This window comes from Streptomyces sp. CRCS-T-1, assembly GCF_024442335.1.
GTDB classification, from domain to species: domain Bacteria; phylum Actinomycetota; class Actinomycetes; order Streptomycetales; family Streptomycetaceae; genus Streptomyces; species Streptomyces koelreuteriae.
This window is the reverse complement of record NZ_CP101651.1, coordinates 3,515,449-3,533,781: the sequence shown is the minus strand read 5'-3', so window position 1 is coordinate 3,533,781 and position 18,333 is coordinate 3,515,449. Positions and strand designations below refer to the sequence as shown.

Annotated in this window: 16 protein-coding genes; 11 read left to right on the top strand and 5 right to left on the bottom strand. The window is 71.7% G+C overall.

Annotation, left to right across the window (positions count from 1 at the left end; genetic code table 11):
• Positions 1-28: 28 nt before the first annotated feature.
• Together disA and radA are read right to left on the bottom strand one after the other, a co-directional pair.
• Complete coding sequence (disA, locus tag NNW99_RS15750; RefSeq protein ID WP_215119785.1) at positions 29-1,153, bottom strand: DNA integrity scanning diadenylate cyclase DisA; 1,125 nt, start codon at positions 1,151-1,153, stop codon at positions 29-31.
• A gap of 80 nt (positions 1,154-1,233) precedes the next feature.
• Positions 1,234-2,643, bottom strand: a complete 1,410-nt coding sequence (gene radA, locus NNW99_RS15745; protein ID WP_215119784.1) for a DNA repair protein RadA — start codon at positions 2,641-2,643, stop codon at positions 1,234-1,236.
• Positions 2,644-2,840: 197 nt separating this feature from the next.
• Between radA and NNW99_RS15740 the strand changes: the two genes are divergently transcribed.
• Positions 2,841-4,544: a sigma-70 family RNA polymerase sigma factor gene (locus tag NNW99_RS15740; RefSeq protein ID WP_215119783.1), complete on the top strand. Its 1,704-nt coding sequence runs from the start codon at positions 2,841-2,843 to the stop codon at positions 4,542-4,544.
• A gap of 47 nt (positions 4,545-4,591) precedes the next feature.
• On the opposite strand, the gene NNW99_RS15735 is transcribed toward NNW99_RS15740, so the two are convergent.
• A complete protein-coding gene (locus NNW99_RS15735; protein WP_215119782.1) occupies positions 4,592-5,392 on the bottom strand; it encodes a hypothetical protein in 801 nt (266 codons plus the stop codon).
• A 71-nt stretch (positions 5,393-5,463) separates the two neighbouring features.
• On the opposite strand from NNW99_RS15735, the gene NNW99_RS15730 reads away from it, so the two are divergent.
• The 4 genes from NNW99_RS15730 to ilvD all read left to right on the top strand — a co-directional run bounded on the left by NNW99_RS15730 (position 5,464) and on the right by ilvD (position 10,024).
• On the top strand, positions 5,464-6,396 hold the full coding sequence (locus tag NNW99_RS15730) for a Ppx/GppA phosphatase family protein (protein ID WP_215119781.1): 933 nt from the start codon (positions 5,464-5,466) through the stop codon (positions 6,394-6,396).
• 119 nt (positions 6,397-6,515) lie between these two features.
• Entirely contained in the window at positions 6,516-7,340 is an 825-nt protein-coding gene (locus tag NNW99_RS15725) for a sugar phosphate isomerase/epimerase (RefSeq protein WP_215119780.1), read from the top strand.
• Positions 7,337-8,029: a TetR/AcrR family transcriptional regulator gene (locus NNW99_RS15720; protein ID WP_215119779.1), complete on the top strand. Its 693-nt coding sequence runs from the start codon at positions 7,337-7,339 to the stop codon at positions 8,027-8,029. Before NNW99_RS15725 ends, NNW99_RS15720 begins: the two co-directional genes overlap by 4 nt.
• Before the next feature lie 141 nt (positions 8,030-8,170).
• Positions 8,171-10,024 carry a dihydroxy-acid dehydratase gene (ilvD, locus tag NNW99_RS15715; RefSeq protein ID WP_215119778.1) on the top strand — a complete coding sequence of 618 codons (1,854 nt, stop codon included), beginning with the start codon at positions 8,171-8,173 and terminating at the stop codon, positions 10,022-10,024.
• A gap of 42 nt (positions 10,025-10,066) precedes the next feature.
• On the opposite strand, the gene NNW99_RS15710 is transcribed toward ilvD, so the two are convergent.
• Positions 10,067-12,193 carry a PQQ-binding-like beta-propeller repeat protein gene (locus NNW99_RS15710; protein WP_215119777.1) on the bottom strand — a complete coding sequence of 709 codons (2,127 nt, stop codon included), beginning with the start codon at positions 12,191-12,193 and terminating at the stop codon, positions 10,067-10,069.
• Positions 12,194-12,374: 181 nt separating this feature from the next.
• Here NNW99_RS15710 and NNW99_RS15705 point away from each other — a divergent pair, with 181 nt between their 5' ends.
• From NNW99_RS15705 to proC, 6 genes are all read left to right on the top strand, one after another.
• Positions 12,375-12,686: an SH3 domain-containing protein gene (locus NNW99_RS15705; protein WP_215119776.1), complete on the top strand. Its 312-nt coding sequence runs from the start codon at positions 12,375-12,377 to the stop codon at positions 12,684-12,686.
• A 298-nt stretch (positions 12,687-12,984) separates the two neighbouring features.
• Positions 12,985-13,467, top strand: coding sequence for an EamA/RhaT family transporter (locus tag NNW99_RS15700; protein ID WP_215119775.1), 483 nt, complete (start codon positions 12,985-12,987; stop codon positions 13,465-13,467).
• 60 nt (positions 13,468-13,527) lie between these two features.
• Complete coding sequence (locus tag NNW99_RS15695) at positions 13,528-14,388, top strand: class I SAM-dependent methyltransferase (RefSeq protein ID WP_215119774.1); 861 nt, start codon at positions 13,528-13,530, stop codon at positions 14,386-14,388.
• Positions 14,389-14,453: 65 nt separating this feature from the next.
• Complete coding sequence (locus NNW99_RS15690) at positions 14,454-15,281, top strand: ABC transporter ATP-binding protein (RefSeq protein WP_215119773.1); 828 nt, start codon at positions 14,454-14,456, stop codon at positions 15,279-15,281.
• The gene (locus NNW99_RS15685; RefSeq protein WP_215119772.1) at positions 15,278-16,081 is read left to right on the top strand and encodes an ABC transporter permease; all 804 of its coding nucleotides are present in this window, start codon (positions 15,278-15,280) and stop codon (positions 16,079-16,081) included. Before NNW99_RS15690 ends, NNW99_RS15685 begins: the two co-directional genes overlap by 4 nt.
• A 119-nt stretch (positions 16,082-16,200) precedes the next feature.
• Positions 16,201-17,013 carry a pyrroline-5-carboxylate reductase gene (gene proC / locus NNW99_RS15680; RefSeq protein ID WP_215119771.1) on the top strand — a complete coding sequence of 271 codons (813 nt, stop codon included), beginning with the start codon at positions 16,201-16,203 and terminating at the stop codon, positions 17,011-17,013.
• 47 nt (positions 17,014-17,060) lie between these two features.
• On the opposite strand, the gene trpS is transcribed toward proC, so the two are convergent.
• Positions 17,061-18,095, bottom strand: coding sequence for a tryptophan--tRNA ligase (gene trpS, locus NNW99_RS15675; protein WP_215119770.1), 1,035 nt, complete (start codon positions 18,093-18,095; stop codon positions 17,061-17,063).
• Positions 18,096-18,333 lie beyond the last annotated feature (238 nt).

Sequence of the window (18,333 nt, the reverse complement as noted above, 5' to 3'; positions counted from 1 at the left end):
GTCAGCGAGCGCCGAAGACGCCTGACGGCTAGACGTACCGCTCCAGGATCGACGACTCCGCCAGCCGCGACAGCCCCTCGCGTACGCTGCGCGCCCGGGCCTCGCCCACGCCGTCCACCGTCTGGAGGTCGTCGACGCTCGCGGCGAGCAGCTTCTGCAAGCCGCCGAAGTGCTCCACCAGCCGGTCGATGATCGCGCCGGGGAGCCGGGGCACCTTGGCCAGGAGGCGGAAGCCGCGCGGCGACACCGCCGAGTCCAGGGTCTCGGGCGAGCCCGTGTACCCCAAGGCCCGCGCCACGATGGGCAGTTCCAGCAGCTCGGCGTGGGTGAGGGCGTCCAGCTCGGCCAACGCCTCGTCGACCGTACGGGACCGCTTGGCGGTCGGCTCGGGCACGTAGTCCCGGACGACCAGCTCACGCTCGGGCTCCACACCGGCGATCAGCTCGTCGAGCTGGAGGGCCAGCAGGCGCCCGTCGGTGCCCAGCTCCACCACATACTCGGCGATCTCCGTGGCGATGCGGCGCACCATCTCCAGGCGCTGGGCGACCGCCGAGACGTCCCGGACGGTCACCAGGTCCTCGATCTCCAGCGCCGACAGCGTGCCCGCGACCTCGTCGAGGCGGAGCTTGTAGCGCTCCAGGGTGGCGAGGGCCTGGTTGGCGCGGGACAGGATCGCCGCCGAGTCCTCCAGGACGCGGCGCTGGCCGTCGACGTACAGGGCGATCAGCCGCATCGACTGGGAGACCGAGACCACCGGGAAGCCGACCTGCCTGCTCACGCGGTCCGCGGTGCGGTGCCGGGTGCCGGTCTCCTCCGTGGGGATCGTCGGGTCCGGGACCAGCTGCACGCCCGCGCGCAGGATCTTCGACAGGTCCGAGGACAGCACGATGCCGCCGTCCAGCTTGCACAGCTCGCGCAGCCGGGTCGCCGTGAACTCGACGTCCAGCACGAAACCGCCGCTGCACAGCGCCTCGACCGTCTTGTCGGAGCCCAGCACGATGAGACCGCCGGTGTTGCCCCGGAGCACGCGCTCCAGGCCGTCACGCAGGGCGGTTCCGGGTGCCACGGCGCTCAGTGAAGCGCGCATCAGGCCATCGGTACCGGCACTCCCACCGGATTTTCCGGGAGCTGCTGCCCGGTCGTTGGCTGCCACTGCACTCCTCCGGTCGCAGGTTCTGGGGCGCCCCGTGTCGCACACTTGGTTCGCACGGACGGGCGAGACCTGGGCAAAGTCTACCGGCGACCCTCCTCGTCCCGTGGGGCCTCTCGGCGACGGGAGCGCGGAAGGACCCGCAGCGCGTCCCCTATGTCCGAGACTTCCAGAACCTTCATACCCGCGGGGATCTTGCCAGGGTCGCCCGGTACCAGGGCGTGTGTGAAGCCCAGACGGTGGGCTTCCGCCAGCCTGCGCTGCACGCCCGTGACCCGCCGCACCTCACCCGCGAGGCCCACCTCACCGATCGCGACCAGGTTCTTGGGGAGAGGTGTGTCACTCGCCGCGCTCGCCAGGGCGAGGGCGACGGCCAGATCCGCCGCGGGCTCCGAGAGCTTCACCCCGCCGACCGTCGCGGAGTAGATGTCCCGCTTGCCCAAGGCACTGATCCGGCCGCGCTGTTCCAGCACCGCCAGCATCATCGAGACCCGGGAGGTCTCCAGGCCCGAGGTGGTGCGGCGCGGGGAGGGGATCTGCGAGTCGACCGTGAGCGCCTGGACCTCGGCGACCAGGGGGCGGCGGCCCTCCAGGGTGACGGTCAGACAGGTGCCCGGGACCGGTTCGGCCCGACGTGTCAGGAAAAGTCCGCTCGGGTCCGCGAGGCCCGTGATGCCCTCGTCGTGCAGTTCGAAGCAGCCGACCTCGTCGGTGGTGCCGTAGCGGTTCTTGACGCCTCGTACGAGGCGGAGGCGGGCGTGCCGGTCGCCCTCGAAGTGCAGGACGACGTCCACGAGGTGTTCCAGCAGACGCGGGCCCGCGATGGCGCCGTCCTTGGTGACATGGCCCACGAGCAGGGTGGACATGCCGCGTTCCTTCGAGGCCCGGATCAGGGCCCCGGCGACCTCGCGCACCTGGGCCATGCCGCCGGGCGCGCCGTCGATCTCGGGGGAGGCCACCGTCTGCACCGAGTCCAGGATCAGCAGCGACGGCTTCACCGCGTCCAAGTGGCCCAGAACCGCCGCCAGATCCGTCTCGGCGGCCAGGTACAGATGGTCGTCGATGGCCTTGATCCGGTCGGCGCGCAGCCGGACCTGGCTCGCCGACTCCTCGCCCGTCACGTACAGCGTGCGGTGCTCGTCGCTCGCCGACTTGGCCGCCACGTCCAGCAGCAGCGTCGACTTGCCGACGCCCGGCTCGCCCGCGACCAGCACCACCGCGCCGGGCACCAGGCCGCCGCCGAGCACCCGGTCCAGCTCGGGCACGCCGGTGGTGCGGGCCGTCGCGCTCCGGCCGTCCACCTGGCCGATGGGCAGGGCGGAGCTGGTGACCCGGCCCGGTGCCGTCGTACGGACCGCGGGCGCGCCGTACTCCTCGACCGTCCCCCAGGCCTGGCACTCGGGGCAGCGGCCGAGCCACTTCGCCGTCTGCCACCCGCACTCCGTGCAGCGGTAGGACGGACGGTCCTTGGTGGTCTTCGTACGGGCAGCCATGGACGAAACCGTAGCCGCAGGCACTGACACCGCGGGGACCGGAGGGCGCGGCCGGCCGCCCGCCAGGGCCCCCGCCACCCCGCGCCGACGGCGGAACGACAGGTTCCTGTCCCCTATTGAGGGATCGTTTCACCCGTACGGATTAAATGTGCTCAAGCCGCCGGAAGGTAACACTCCCGGCCCCCTACGGTCGCCGAATGACGAGCAGTACGCCGGAGATCTCGACCCGCTCGGCCGGCGCCCACCGGGCGCACCGGGAAGCGCGTGACCGCGGTGCGGCGCGCACGCTGGTGCAGCGGCCGCCCGCGCGCTACGAGCCCTACCTGGACGGCCTGTTCACCTACTGCCTGTCCGTGCTGTGCGACCACGACGCCGCGACCGCCGCCCTGGGCGACGTCCTCGCGCTCGCCGAACGCCGCGGCCGGCACGTCCCCGAGGCGCCCGCGGACCGCAGGGCCTGGCTGTACGCACTGGCCCGCTGGGCGTGCCTGCGAGGGCTGGCCGAGGCCAAGCAGAAACGTACGAGCAGCCACGCCGCGGGCCGTGTCCAGCGCCCCGACCCCCCGGCCGCCCCGGTCTCCGAAGAGGTCCAGGAGCGGCGTCGCGGCGAACTGGCCCTGCTGGCCTGGCCGGAGGCCGCCGGCACCACCCCGGAGCAGCGGGAGGCGCTCGAACTGGCCGTGCGCCACCACCTCGCCGCCCACGAGGTCGCCGCCGTCCTCGGCATGGACCTCGCCACCACCCGCGACCTGCTCGCCTCCGCCGCCTGCGAGGTCGAACGCACGCGTGCGGCCCTCGCCGTGGTCGAGACCGGGGCGTGTCCGAGCGTCGCCCACCTCGTAGGCGACGACCGGCTCGTGCTCGGCACGGCCCTGCGCCGCGAACTCGTCCGGCACGTCGACGACTGCCCGCGCTGCCGCCGCACCGCCGAGCGCGCCATGCCCGGCCGCTGGCCCGGCACCAGCGTCACGCCCGCCGCGCTGCCCGTCCTGCCCGCGCCCCTCGCGGCCCTGCACGTCGCCATGGCCCACCCGCCACGCGCGCGTGGCGCCGCCCCCCGCTTCGACCGGCGCGGCTATCCGATGGACCCCAAGGACCGCGCCGCCCGACGGGACCGTCTCCGCGCGCGTGCCGTCACCACGACCGTCGTCGCCACCGTCGTGGCCGCCCCCGTGCTCGCCCTGTGGGCCGCCTACCGGGGCACTCCCGTGGGCGAGGCGCAGGACGGCCGCTCCGCCTCCGCGCTCGAAGTGGACGACCCGCTCGGCCTCGACGGCGAGATGGCGGGCGGCGGCTACGAGAACACCGGCAACGCGAGCACCAGACCCGGCCCCCGCTTCGGCAAGAACGGCAAGGCCGACGTGTCTGTCGAGGTCCTCGGCGTCGCGAGCGCCGGCCGCGCGGGCGCGCTGGACGTCACGGCGGACAACACGGGCGACACCACCCTGATCACGCTCGCCGCCACCGGGTCCGCCCCGGTCCGCTGGTCCGCCTCCACGGGAGCCGACTGGCTCTACCTCAGCCAGTCCTCGGGAACGCTCCGGCCCGGCGAGTCGTTGACGATCAAGGTGTACGTCGACCATCTGCGGGAGCCCTCCGGCCCCTGGCACGCGCAGGTGGCGATCGCACCCGTCGGAGCCGTCGTCCACATCGAGGGCTTCGGCACCGCGCCCACCCCCGCCGACCCCGGCCCGGACCCCCACCCCAGCGACCCGCCGCCGCACCAGCCCGACCCGACGCCCACGACCTCGGCGCCCGACCCCGACCCGACGCCGACCACCCCGCCCCCGTCACCCGACCCGGACCCGACGCACACGGCCCCGGACCCGGACCCGACCGACCCGCCGGACTCGACGTCCCCGCCCTCGGAGGGCGACGACCCGAGCCCGCCCACGTCATAGACGCACGCCGGCCGACATCGACGCGGCTCAGCCGACGTCAACGCAGGTCAGTCCACCGGATCAGCCGGATGCGGCGCCAGCAACGGCAGCTGAGACGCCAGCCGCTCCTCGCACAGCTCGACCAGCCGGTCGTACCCGGCCTTGCCCATCAGCTCGATCAGCTCCGGCCGGTAGGACACGTACACCGGGTCGCCCGCGCCGTGCGCCGAGGTCGCCGACGTGCACCACCAGTGCAGGTCATGCCCGCCCGGACCCCAGCCGCGTCGGTCGTACTCACCGATCGACACCTGCAGCACCCGCGTGTCGTCGGGCCGGTCGATCCACTCGTACGTCCGCCGCACCGGCAGCTGCCAGCACACGTCCGGCTTGGTCTCCAGCGGCTCGCGGCCCTCCTTCAGGGCGAGGATGTGCAGCGAGCAGCCCGCGCCGCCCTCGAAGCCGGGCCGGTTCTGGAAGATGCACGACCCCTGGAAGGGGCGCGTCTGCCGGTCGCCGTCCTCGTCCTCGGAGATCCAGCCGCTGCTCGTGCCCTCGGCGTGGTTCTGCCAGATGTCCGGCGTGAGCCTCGCCACATGCTCGGCGACCCGCTTCTCGTCGTCCTCGTCGGAGAAGTGGGCACCCAGCGTGCAGCACCCGTCGTCCGCGCGGCCGGCCTGGATGCCCTGGCAGCCGCTGCCGAAGATGCAGTTCCAGCGAGAGGTCAGCCATGTCAGATCGCAGCGGAAGACCTGCTCGTCGTCCGCCGGATCAGGAAACTCCACCCACGCGCGGGCGAAGTCGAGGCCCTTCTCGTCGGACACCGCGGGGCCCGATGATTTGTCGCGCTTCGCCTTTTTCGTCTTTGGCACAGCTCCAGGGTACGGGCCTTGTACCCACACCGAGGACGGCGGACGGCCCGGCGGGCAGTAGCGTTCCGTACATGAGACTCGGTGTCCTCGACGTGGGATCGAACACGGTGCATCTGCTCGTGGTGGACGCGCATCCCGGCGCGTGCCCGTTGCCCGCGCACTCGCACAAGGCGGAACTGCGCCTCGCCCAGCTCCTCGACGACGACGGCGCGATCGGCCCGCACGGCGTCGACCAGCTGGTCTCGGTCATCCAGGAGGCGCTCCAGGCCGCCGAGGACAAGGGCGTCGAGGACCTCCTGCCGTTCGCCACCTCCGCCGTGCGCGAGGCCCGCAACGCCGATGACGTCCTCGCGCGCGTGCGCGCCGAGACCGGCGTCGAGCTCCAGGTCCTCACCGGCGCGGAGGAGGCCCGCCTCACCTTCCTCGCCGCCCGCCGCTGGTTCGGCTGGTCGGCCGGGAAACTGCTGGTCCTGGACATCGGCGGCGGCTCCCTGGAGGTCGCCTACGGCATCGACGAGGAGCCCGACGCGGCCGTCTCGCTGCCGCTGGGAGCGGGCCGCCTCACCTCCGGCTGGCTGCCCGGCGACCCGCCCTCCCCGGACGACGTCCGCGCCCTGCGCCGCCATGTGCGCACCGAGATCGCCCGCACGGTCGGCGAGTTCAGCCGCATCGGTTCCCCCGACCATGTCGTGGCCACGTCCAAGACCTTCAAGCAGCTCGCCCGCATCGCCGGCGCCGCCCGCTCCGCCGAGGGCCCCTACGTCCAGCGCGAGCTCAAGCGGGAGTCCCTGGAGGCCTGGGTCCCGAGGCTGGCCGGCATGAAGGAGGCGGAACGGGCCGAGCTGCCGGGCGTCTCCGAGGGCCGGGCCAACCAGCTCCTGGCCGGCGCGCTGGTCGCCGAGGGAGCGATGGACCTGTTCGGCGTCGAGCGCGTGGAGATCTGCCCGTGGGCGCTGCGGGAGGGCGTGATCCTGCGGCGTCTGGACCACATGGAGTCCGCGTAAGAGAGCATGGGAGCCCGCGTAAGAGAGCTGCGAAGGACATGCACCCCCGCCGTGGCAAACACCACAACAGCGAAGAGGCCCCCCGCCCCGCCCCGACCACACCCCGTAATCTGTCCTGCATGGCAGAGCCAGCCGTGAAGATCCCGGACGCGAAGGTCGCCCTGTCGACGGCCTCGGTCTACCCGGAGTCGACGGCCACGGCCTTCGAGATCGCCGCACGCCTCGGCTACGACGGAGTCGAGGTCATGGTCTGGACGGACCCCGTGAGCCAGGACATCGAGGCCCTGCGCAGACTCAGCGACTACCACCAGATCCCGATCCTGGCCGTGCACGCCCCCTGCCTGCTCATCACGCAGCGCGTCTGGTCCACCGACCCCTGGACCAAGCTCCAGCGGGCCCGCGCGGCGGCCGAGAAGCTCGACGCGAGCACCGTCGTCGTGCACCCGCCCTTCCGCTGGCAGCGCCAGTACGCCAGGGACTTCGTCACGGGCATCTGGCGCATGGCGAACGAGACGGACGTACGGTTCGCCGTCGAGAACATGTACCCCTGGCGCTACCGCGACCGCGAGATGCTGGCGTACGCCCCCGACTGGGACGTGACGAAGGACGACTACCGCCACTTCACGATCGACCTCAGCCACACCGCCACGGCCCGCTCCGACGCGCTCGCCATGGTCGACCGCATGGGAGACCGCCTCGGCCATGTCCACCTCGCCGACGGCAGGGGATCGGCCAAGGACGAGCACCTGGTGCCCGGCCGCGGCACCCAGCCCTGCGCCGAGGTGCTGGAGCGGCTCGCCCTCACCGGCTTCGACGGCCATGTCGTGATCGAGGTCAACACCCGCCGCGCCATGTCGAGCGCGGAGCGGGAGGCCGACCTGGCGGAGGCGCTGGCCTTCACACGCCTCCACCTGGCCTCGGCGGCGAAGGTGCCACGACGATGAACGCCCGGCCCCCGACCGGACCCGGCACAGGCAGCGGACCCGGGACTGGCAGCCGGTCCGGCACTGGCAGCGGACCCGGCACCGAAACCAACACCACCCCTCGCCGCCGGGGCCGCCCCCCACGCACGGAATCGGCCGACACCCGCGACCGCATCCTCACCACCGCCCGCGACGAGTTCTCCGAGCGCGGCTACGAGAAGACGTCCGTGCGCGGCATCGCCAAGGCGGCCGGGGTCGACCCGGCGCTCGTGCACCACTACTTCGGGACGAAGGAGCAGGTCTTCGAGGCGGCGATCACCCAGTCCTTCGCCCCGGCCATCGAGGCGCCGAAGGCCATCGAGGACGGCCCGCTCGACGGTGTGGGGGAGCGCCTGGTCCGCTTCTTCTTCGGCATCTGGGAGAACCCGGCGACCCGCACGCCCCTGCTCGCCATCGTCCGCTCCGCCGTCACCAACGAAACGGCCGCCGCCGTCTTCCGCCGGATCGTCGCCACCCAGGTCCTGCGCCGCATCGCCGACCGCCTGGACCTGCCGGACGCCGAACTGCGCGCCGAACTCGCCGCCGCCCAGCTCGTGGGCACGGCCATGCTGCGCTACGTCATCAAGGTCGAACCCCTGGCCTCGGCGGACCCGGAGCAGATCATCGCCCGCCTGGCCCCGGTCGTACAGGGCCACCTCACCGGCCCCTGACCTGCCGAGGACAGCCGTCGGCCGAGATACTCATCCCGCATTTCGGACACGCCGTCCCGCCCTCTGGATGACCGGCGTACGCTCGATAGCAGTCAGAAATCTCCGAATCCTCTGACGCAGTCTCTGAAGGAGCGAGCGACGATGCCCGAGCTGAGGTCCCGCACAGTCACCCACGGCCGCAACATGGCGGGCGCCCGCGCCCTTATGCGGGCCTCCGGTGTACCGGGTGCGGACATCGGCCGCAAGCCGATCATCGCGGTCGCCAACAGCTTCACCGAGTTCGTGCCGGGCCACACCCACCTCCAGCCGGTCGGCCGGATCGTCAGCGAGGCGATCGTCGAGGCCGGCGGCATCCCCCGCGAGTTCAACACCATCGCGGTGGACGACGGCATCGCCATGGGCCACGGCGGCATGCTCTACAGCCTGCCCTCCCGGGACCTCATCGCGGACTCGGTCGAGTACATGGTCGAGGCCCACTGCGCCGACGCGCTGATCTGCATCTCCAACTGCGACAAGATCACCCCGGGCATGCTGAACGCGGCCCTGCGCCTCAACATCCCGACGGTCTTCGTCTCCGGCGGCCCGATGGAGTCCGGCCGCGCCACGCTGGTCGACGGCACGGTCCGCACCCTCGACCTGGTCGACGCGATCTCCGACGCCGTGAACGACAAGATCTCGGACGAGGACATCCTCCGTATCGAGGAGAACGCCTGTCCGACCTGCGGCTCGTGTTCCGGCATGTTCACCGCCAACTCGATGAACTGCCTCACCGAGGCCATCGGCCTCTCCCTGCCCGGCAACGGCTCGGTCCTGGCCACGCACACCGCGCGCAAGCAGCTCTACGTCGACGCGGCGAACACGGTCATGGACATCACCCGTCGCTACTACGAGCAGGACGACGACACGGTCCTGCCGCGCAACGTCGCCACCATCGCGGCGTTCGAGAACGCCATGGCCCTCGACATCGCCATGGGTGGCTCCACCAACACGATCCTGCACCTGCTGGCCGCGGCCCAGGAGGCGGACGTCCCCTTCGGCCTCACGGAGATCGACGCGGTCTCGCGCCGCGTCCCCTGCCTCGCCAAGGTCGCCCCGAACGTCGCCAAGGACCGCACGTACTACATGGAGGACGTGCACCGCGCCGGCGGCATCCCCGCCCTCCTCGGCGAACTGCACCGCGGCGGCCTGCTCAACGAGGACGTGCACTCCGTCCACAGCCCCACCCTCGCCGACTGGCTCAAGACCTGGGACGTGCGCGGCGGCTCCCCGTCCCCCAAGGCCCTCGAACTGTGGCACGCGGCCCCCGGCTGCGTCCGCTCCGCCGAGGCCTTCTCCCAGTCCGAGCGCTGGGCGTCCCTCGACGAGGACGCCGAGGGCGGCTGCATCCGCTCCGTCGAGCACGCGTACTCCAAGGACGGCGGCCTCGCGGTCCTCAAGGGCAACCTCGCGGTCGACGGCTGCGTGGTGAAGACGGCCGGCGTCGACGAGTCGATCTGGACCTTCGAGGGCCCGGCGGTCGTCTGCGAGTCGCAGGAGGAGGCCGTCGAGAAGATCCTGCTGAAACAGATCACGGAGGGCGACGTCGTCGTCATCCGCTACGAGGGCCCCAAGGGCGGCCCCGGCATGCAGGAGATGCTCTACCCGACCTCGTACCTGAAGGGCCGAGGCCTCGGAAAGGCCTGCGCCCTGATCACCGACGGCCGCTTCTCCGGCGGCACCTCCGGCCTGTCCATCGGACACGCCTCGCCCGAGGCGGCCGGCGGCGGCACCATCGCCCTCGTCGAGGACGGCGACCGCATCCGCATCGACATCCCGAACCGCACCATCGAACTCCTCGTCGACGACGCCGAACTGGCCCGCCGCGAGGACGCCCTCAACGGCGTCTACGCCCCGAAGAACCGCGACCGCAAGGTCTCCGCCGCCCTGCGCGCCTACGCCGCGATGGCGACCAGCGCGGACAAGGGCGCCGTCCGGGACGTGTCGAAGCTCGGCTGACCACCCCGGGGCCGCCCCGCAAGGACAACGCGGCGGCGGCCCCTACCACCCGGCCGGATCACGCCCGTCCACACCGAAGACGCTGCCGTCCGGGGCACCGGCGAAGACATGGTCGTCCACGACCACGGGCGTGGGCAGCGTGGCCGGAACCCGGTCCGACTGCTCCGCCAGCCGGGGAGACGTCTGCCCGACGAGCTTCCCGCGCCGCCCGTCGACGGCGAGCAGCCGCCCGTCCGGCGTGGTGACGTACACATACCGATCACCGGCGACGGGGACGGACCCCCGGGCCACCCCGGTCTGCAGACTCCACAGCTGCTTGCGCGCCTTCAGATCGACGGCGACCAGCCCCCCGCTGTCCGCCATCAGATGGACGACGTCCCCGCGCACACTGCCCTGAACCCCCTGCAACGGGATACGCAACGGCACCCGCTCGCTCGTCCGCCCCTCCGGGCTGTACCGCACCACGGCCCGGGCGTCCCCTTGCACGGCATCGCCCGAGAGGAACACGACCGACCCGCCCTCGGTCCCGATCGGCTCCAACGCCCCCTCGAGCCGCGCGTCCCACCGCACCTCGCCGGTGCCGGGATCCACCGCCGTCACCTTCGTCGTGGCCCCGTCGTCGGACACGGTCGCCGCATACGCCAGCGGATCCCCGGGGAACACCGTGAAGTACGGCACCGCCTGCCCCGAGATCGGCTGACGCCACTTCACGTCCCCGGAGGCGCTGTCCACACCGGTCACCGTGCCGTCGGCCGCGGTGAGCAGCACCATCCCGCCCACCGCCGCCACCCCACCGTTCATGGTCATGGCCTGCCGCCGCACCACATCACCCGAGTCCGGATCGAGCAGGGTCAGCCGCTGCCCATGGCCGAGCCCGGCCAGCACCCGATCACCCGACACGACCGGGGCCTCACTCACCGGCCCCTCGGCGGCGATCCCCTCCAGCGGGTACTTCCACAGCAGACGCCCGTCGTCCGGATCGAGAGCGAAGATCAGCCCACTCTGCGCGCACAGCAACTTCCCGGCCGCGTAGGAGCACAAGGGGGTGCCGCCCGCCTTGGACAAGGGCGTCGCCTCCCACGCCGTGAAGGCGGCAGCCGTCGTCCGCGGCGCGCTGGCCGCGGGCGCCGGAGCAGACCCACCCCCGAGCAGAGGCACCACCGCGAACCCCCCGGCGACGGCCAGCCCAAGGGCACCGGCCCCCAGAACGGCCCGCTTGCCGAGACGCGCCCCGAACCGCCGTCGCGGGGACACGACGGAAGGCGTCGCGGCCACCGCCTCACCCGCACCCGGCGCCTCGTCCCCCCGCTGCGCCGGTATGAAAACCTGCGTGTCGTACGACGCCGAAACCGACCGCAGTTCCCGCATCAACTCGTCGGGAGAGGGCCGGTCCTCGGGCTCCTTGGCGAGACACCGCAGCACGAGCGGCGCGAGCTGCTCCGGTACGCCGGCCAGATCGGGCTCGTCATGCACCACCTGATAGGCGACGACATACGGACTGTCGGAGTCGAAAGGCCCCCGCCCGGTGGCCGCATGGACCATCACGGACCCGAGGGCGAACACATCGGCGGCGGGCCCCACTTCCCTGGGCCGCCGGAACTGCTCGGGCGCCATGAAGGGCGGCGTACCGATCAGCTTCCCGGTCTCGGTCCGCAACTCGCTGTCCTTTGGCCGGGAAATGCCGAAGTCGATGACCTTCGGCCCGTCCTCGGCGAGCAGCACGTTGCTCGGCTTCAGGTCCCGGTGCACGACCCCGACCCGATGGATGTCGCGCAGCGCCTCCGCGAGCCCGGCCATCAGCCGCCGCAACTGCGCCGGAGCCAAGGGCCCGTTCCGCTTCACCTCCTGGGCCAGCGTCGACCCCGGGATGAACAGCGTGGCCATCCAGGGCCGCCCGGCCTCGGGATCGGCATCCACGACAGGCGCGGTGAAGGCCCCGCTGACCCGCCGGGCCGCCGCCACCTCCTGCCGGAAACGCCCCCTGAACTCGGCGTCCTCGGCGAACTGCGCGTGCACGACCTTCACGGCCAGCTTCATCCCGGAGGTACTCCGGGCCAGATGCACGACCCCCATGCCGCCCGAGCCCAGACACTCCTCGAGCCGGTAGTGACCGGCATATTCAGGAAGTTCCGCTTCCGGGCCCGCTCCGGTGTGTCCCTGCGCCGCCATGGAACCACCCCCGTGCTGATCGTCCGCGCGCGCGACGCTCGGAGCCTAGTCGATGACTCGTACGAGACAGAGGCGGCTTGCTAGCCTCCGCTGGCGAATCACGCACAAGTGTTTGATGGCGTGATTCAGGGGAATCAACGGGACCCCATGCCTGACATGGGGCCAACGGGGGAGGTTTTTCATGTCTGTCGAACAGGTCAATCCCAGTACCGGCATGCCGGTGGTCACCACACTGGCCGCCGCGGCCACGTACTACTCCATCGCACCCGGCGTCAGCCTCAACGTCCGCAGCGGCCCGGGCACCGGCTACCCGGTCGTCAGGACCCTGCCGGAAGGCGCCCGGGTGGCCATCCACTGCCAGACACCCGGCACCCGCGTCACGGGCCCGTACGGCACGACCACCATCTGGGACAACATCGCAAGCGGCCAGTACATCTCGGACGCCTACGTGAACACAGGCAGCGACGGCTACATCCGCCCCCGCTGCTCCTGACCGCACCACCCGCGAGCGGCCCGCCCCCACTACGGGCCGCCCGCGGCGTGCGGCACTCAGCCGGTACGCGCCCGCACCCGCGTACGGCGAGCAGGGGACGTGTCGGGGGGTGTCCGCCCGCAGCGGTTGGCGCGTCAACGGACAGTCAGTCGGCGTCTGACCCCATCGCGCCGTTCCGAGGACGGACACCCCCCGACGCGGCCCCGACCCACCACCGGCGAGAAGGCGCGACGCGCACCCCCACCAAAGCCGCAGAGGCCGCCGCAGGCACCCCACAGCCAAGCGCGATAATCACCCGATGAGCGCAGAAAACGGCACCCCACCCCCGGGCCCAACGCCCGAACCCATCCGCTTCTTCGGCACGACCTGGCTGAACCACGACACCGGCTACACCCCCCGCCGCATCGCCGTATCCGTCGGCTCACTCGCCACGGCCGCCGCGGCCTGCCTGGTCCTCCGCCTCGCCTACCAGGGCCTCCGGATCGCCGCGATCGGCGGCTTCGTCACGCTCCTCATGACCGTGATGTTCACGATCTGCAGCGCGACGGCCTTCCGCCACACCTGGAACGGCTTCACCCGCCGCCCCGACCCCGACCGCCAGGCATCCCTCCGCGGCCTCCTGGCCATCGGCTTCGTCGGCTCCCTGCTCGCGTACTTCTTCCGCTCCCTCACCGAGGCCCCCGGCGAGAAGCTCCACCGCGAGGAGTACGAGGCAGCCCGCAAGCGACACGAGAAGGGCACCACCCGCCGCTCGGGCAACCCCTCGAAGAAAAGGCGATAACCCGCCACCTCTCACCCAAATCTCACCGCACCGCACCCCACCCCCGGCCACCATGGCCGCATGACCACACCGCCCCCAGCCCACAGCCCCACCGGAGCCGACACCACCACAGACCCCACACCCCAAGCCCCCGCACCCACCCCCGAAACCCACCCCACCCGAACCACCCGAACCACCCGAGCCCACTCCTTCAACACCGCCGCAGCCCAATACGCGGCCAACCGCCCCTCCTACCCCCCAGCCCTCTTCGACGCGATAGAAGACCTGGCCGGCCACCCCCTCCCCGGCTCCCGCGTCGCAGACATCGGCGCAGGCACGGGCATAGCCACCGCCCTCCTCAACGCCCGAGGCGCGGACGTCATCGCGGTGGAACCCGGCGACGGCATGGCGGCGCAATTCCGCCGCACCCTCCCCGCCGTCCCGATCATCCGCGGCACCGGCGACGACCTCCCCCTCGCCACCGCCTCCCTCGACTTCGTCACCTACGCCCAGGCCTGGCACTGGACCGACCCCGCCCGCGCCGTCCCGGAGGCCCTCCGTGTCCTGCGCCCCGGCGGCTCACTCGCCCTCTGGTGGAACACCGACGCCCTCGACGTGCCCTGGATCGCCGAGGCCGCCGCCCGCACCGCGCGCCACTTCGGCATCGACGTCTCCGCCGAGAAACGGAACGTCAACGCCCAGGCCGCCGACCCCACCGGCCGCCTCGACTTCACCCGCCGCACGGTCCGCTGGAGCCGCCGCGTCCCGGTCGACACCCACCTCGCCAACATCGCCAGCCACTCGGTCTTCCTGGTCAACGACGAGGAACACACCGCGACCTTCCTCGCCGCGGAAAGGGAGCACCTGCTCAACGCCTTCCCGGACGGCTCCGTCGAGGAGGTCTACGAGGTGGTCCTCCTGCTCGCGAAGACCAAGACCTGACGAACCCCAGCCCGCCCCATCCCCCCTGCTTGACGCACCCCACCACCGGGAGCATTATTCATCACATGATGAATAATGCTCCCGGCTCACCACACCCCGGCGCGACCCCGAACCCAAACCCAAACCCGAACCCCCCGGCCGTACAGGCCAAAAACCTCACCGTCACCCGAGGCCCCCGCAAGGTCCTCCACAACCTCGCCTTCACCGTCCCCCGAGGCCAGATCACCGGCCTCCTGGGCCCCTCCGGCTGCGGCAAGTCGACCCTGATGCGCTCCATCGTCGGCACCCAGGCCAAGATCACCGGCACCCTCGACGTCCTCGGCCACCCCGCAGGCCACCCCACCCTGCGCACCCGCATCGGCTACGTCACCCAGGCCCCGTCCGTCTACGACGACCTGACCGTCCGCCAGAACCTCGACTACTTCGCCGCGATCCTCGACCCCGGCCGATCCGCAGCCGACCGCCGCGCGGAGAACGTCACCCGCGCGATCGCCGACGTCGACCTCACCACCCACACCGACGCCCTCGCCGGCAACCTCTCCGGAGGCCAGCGCAACCGCGTCTCCCTGGCCGTCGCCCTCCTCGGCACCCCAGAACTCCTGGTCCTCGACGAACCGACCGTCGGCCTGGACCCGGTCCTGCGCCGCGACCTCTGGAACCTCTTCCACGACATCGCGACAAGCCGCGGCGCCACCCTCCTCGTCTCGTCCCACGTCATGGACGAGGCCGAGCGCTGCCACCGCCTCCTCCTCATGCGCGAAGGCGAGCTCCTGGCCGACGACACCCCCGACGCCCTGCGCACCCGCACCACCACCGAAACGGTCGAGGAGGCCTTCCTCCACCTGGTCGACGAAGCGAATGCGGCATCCCACCCGAAGGAGACAACGCGATGACGACCACGCTCACCCCACCGAACACCCCGCCGCACACGCCACCGAACACCTCACCGAAAGCCTTGAGCGCGGCCCGCACCACAGCCACCACCACCCGCGTCCTGCGCCAGCTCACCCACGACCCCCGCACCATCGCGCTCCTGATCCTCATCCCCTGCGTGATGCTGCTCCTGCTCCGCTACGTCTTCGACGCCAACCCCCGCACCTTCGACAGCATCGGCGCATCGCTCCTCGGGATCTTCCCGCTGATCACGATGTTCCTGGTGACCTCCATCGCCACCCTGCGCGAACGCACCTCCGGCACCCTCGAACGCCTCCTCGCCATGCCCCTAGGCAAGGGCGACCTGATCGCCGGCTACGCCCTCGCCTTCGGCACCCTCGCGATCATCCAGTCCGCCCTGGCCACCGGCCTCGCGGTCTGGTTCCTCGGCCTCGACGTCACCGGCAGCCCCTGGCTCCTCCTCCTGGTGGCCCTCCTCGACGCCCTCCTCGGCACCGCCCTCGGCCTCTTCGTCTCGGCCTTCGCGGCCTCGGAATTCCAGGCCGTCCAGTTCATGCCGGCGGTGATCTTCCCCCAGCTCCTCCTCTGCGGCCTGTTCACCCCGCGCGACAACATGCACCCGGCCCTGGAGACCCTCTCCGACGTCCTCCCCATGTCGTACGCGGTGGACGGCATGAACGAGGTCCTCCACCACACCGACATGACGGCCACCTTCGTACGAGACACCCTGATCGTGGCGGGCTGCGCCCTCCTGGTCCTCACCCTGGGCGCGGCGACCCTACGACGCAGGACGGCGTGAGCCGGTCCGCCCGACATCCCGCCCCGACATCCCGCCCACCGGACACGACCCCGCCCCACCGCCCCCCGAGTGCGAGGATGAACCCGGACGACGCGCAACCCCCGGAGGGCACCCCAGCCATGACCCAGAAAGTCGCAGTCCTAGGCACCGGCAAGATCGGCGAAGCCCTGCTCAGCGGAATGATCCGCGCCGGCTGGAACCCGGCCGACCTCCTGGTCACCTCCCGCCGCCAGGAACGAGCCGACGAACTCCGCACCCGCTACGGCGTCACCCCGGTCACCAACCCGGAAGCCGCGAAGACCGCCGACACCCTGATCCTCACGGTCAAACCGCAGGACATGGGCACGCTCCTCGACGAACTCGCCCCCCATGTGCCCGCCGACCGCCTGGTCATCAGCGGCGCCGCGGGCATCCCCACGGCGTACTTCGAGGAGCGCCTCGCCCCCGACACCCCCGTCATCCGCGTCATGACGAACACCCCGGCCCTGGTCGACGAGGCGATGTCCGTCATCTCCGCCGGCACCCACGCCACCGCCGGCCACCTCGCCCACACCGAGGAGATCTTCGGCGCCGTCGGCAAGACCCTCCGCGTCCCCGAGTCCCAGCAGGACGCCTGCACGGCCCTCTCCGGCTCCGGCCCGGCCTACTTCTTCTACCTGGTCGAAGCCATGACCGACGCCGGAATCCTCCTCGGCCTGCCCCGCGACAAGGCCCACGACCTCATCGTCCAGTCCGCCATCGGCGCCGCGACGATGCTCCGCGACAGCGGCGAACACCCGGTCAAGCTCCGCGAGAACGTCACGTCCCCCGCCGGCACGACGATCAACGCCATCCGCGAACTCGAGAACCACGGCGTACGAGCCGCCCTCATCGCCGCCCTCGAAGCCGCCCGCGACCGCAGCCGCGCCCTGGCCTCCGGCAAGAACAGCTGAGCACCGGGGGCGGGCCACCCACACCCGCCCCCACCGCCCGCGTCACCTCACACGGTCACCCCGGCACCGGCCTCGGCCACCTCTGCCACGGCCGGCAGCAACCCGATCGCGCGATAGGCGGCATCCACGGTCGGCCGCGCCATCCCCCGAGCCCGCTCCGCCCCGTCCCGCAGCACGCGCTCCACATACCCGGGATCAGCGCACAACTCCTTGTGCCGCTCCTGCACAGGCCGCAACACCTCGACCACAGCCTCGGCGGCATCCTTCTTCAGATCCCCGTACGACCGATACGCCCCGGCCAGCTCCTGCGGGCTCCCACCCGAGCACGCGGCGAGAATCTCCAGCAGATTCGCGAGCCCCGGCCGCTCCTCCCGGTCGTACACGACCTCCGACCCGCTGTCGGTCACCGCCCGCATGACCTTCTTCCGCACCACGTCCGGCTCGTCCAGCAGATAGACGATCCCCGGCCCGACGTCGTCGCTCTTGCCCATCTTCGACATCGGATCCTGCAGATTCATCACCCGAGCCGCGACCTCGGGACGCGTGGCCCGAGGCACCACGAACGTATGCCCGTACCGCTGGTTGAACCGCACGGCGATGTCCCGCGCCAGCTCCACATGCTGCCGCTGATCGTCCCCGACCGGCACCTCACCGGCCCCGTAGGCCAGGATGTCCGCCGCCATCAGCACCGGGTAGGTCAGCAGCGACAGCCGCACACTCCCACCCCGCCGCTGCTCCCGCGCGGCCTTCTCCTTGTACTGGATCATCCGCCGCATCTCACCGTCGGTGGCCACACACTCCAGTACGTACGACAGCCGAGCGTGCTCATCCACATGACTCTGCACGAACACCGTGCAGACCTCGGGATCCAGCCCGGACGCCAGCAGCAGCGTCGCCGCCTGCCGACTCAGCCGGCGCACCCGCGCCGGATCGTGCTCCACGGTCAGCGCGTGCAGATCGACGACGCAGAACAAGGCATCGGCCTCGTGCTGGTCGACGGCGGCCCACCGCCGCATGGCTCCCAGGTAGTTCCCCAGCGTCAGATGCCCCGTCGGCTTGACCCCGCTGAAGACCCGTGTCATCTCTCCTCCTCCTGCCCGGGACCGCCGCCCCGGGCGGCCGCCCCTCAGTGGTTCCGGAGGGAGAAACAAGAACGGCCGCCGAAGCGGCGGCCGTTGAATGCATACGCGAGAGCGGCCGCCGTCAGGCGGCCCACCACAGTTGGGTGCACGTACGCGTCGTCATGCATCGCAGACTACGCCCCTGGAGTGCCGCCCGCCCTTGAGTTGACACGCCCAGACCCGATCCGTAGTGTTCTCC

Coding starts and splice junctions, on each gene's coding strand:
- NNW99_RS15690 (WP_215119773.1), top strand. CDS start 14,454: ATGATGAATAATGCTCCCGGCTCACCACACCCCGGCGCGACCCCGAAC.
- NNW99_RS15695 (WP_215119774.1), top strand. CDS start 13,528: ATGACCACACCGCCCCCAGCCCACAGCCCCACCGGAGCCGACACCACC.
- NNW99_RS15710 (WP_215119777.1), bottom strand. CDS start 12,193: ATGGCGGCGCAGGGACACACCGGAGCGGGCCCGGAAGCGGAACTTCCT.
- trpS (WP_215119770.1), bottom strand. CDS start 18,095: ATGACACGGGTCTTCAGCGGGGTCAAGCCGACGGGGCATCTGACGCTG.
- proC (WP_215119771.1), top strand. CDS start 16,201: ATGACCCAGAAAGTCGCAGTCCTAGGCACCGGCAAGATCGGCGAAGCC.
- NNW99_RS15720 (WP_215119779.1), top strand. CDS start 7,337: ATGAACGCCCGGCCCCCGACCGGACCCGGCACAGGCAGCGGACCCGGG.
- NNW99_RS15685 (WP_215119772.1), top strand. CDS start 15,278: ATGACGACCACGCTCACCCCACCGAACACCCCGCCGCACACGCCACCG.
- NNW99_RS15730 (WP_215119781.1), top strand. CDS start 5,464: ATGAGACTCGGTGTCCTCGACGTGGGATCGAACACGGTGCATCTGCTC.
- radA (WP_215119784.1), bottom strand. CDS start 2,643: ATGGCTGCCCGTACGAAGACCACCAAGGACCGTCCGTCCTACCGCTGC.
- NNW99_RS15740 (WP_215119783.1), top strand. CDS start 2,841: ATGACGAGCAGTACGCCGGAGATCTCGACCCGCTCGGCCGGCGCCCAC.
- NNW99_RS15705 (WP_215119776.1), top strand. CDS start 12,375: ATGTCTGTCGAACAGGTCAATCCCAGTACCGGCATGCCGGTGGTCACC.
- ilvD (WP_215119778.1), top strand. CDS start 8,171: ATGCCCGAGCTGAGGTCCCGCACAGTCACCCACGGCCGCAACATGGCG.
- NNW99_RS15725 (WP_215119780.1), top strand. CDS start 6,516: ATGGCAGAGCCAGCCGTGAAGATCCCGGACGCGAAGGTCGCCCTGTCG.
- NNW99_RS15700 (WP_215119775.1), top strand. CDS start 12,985: ATGAGCGCAGAAAACGGCACCCCACCCCCGGGCCCAACGCCCGAACCC.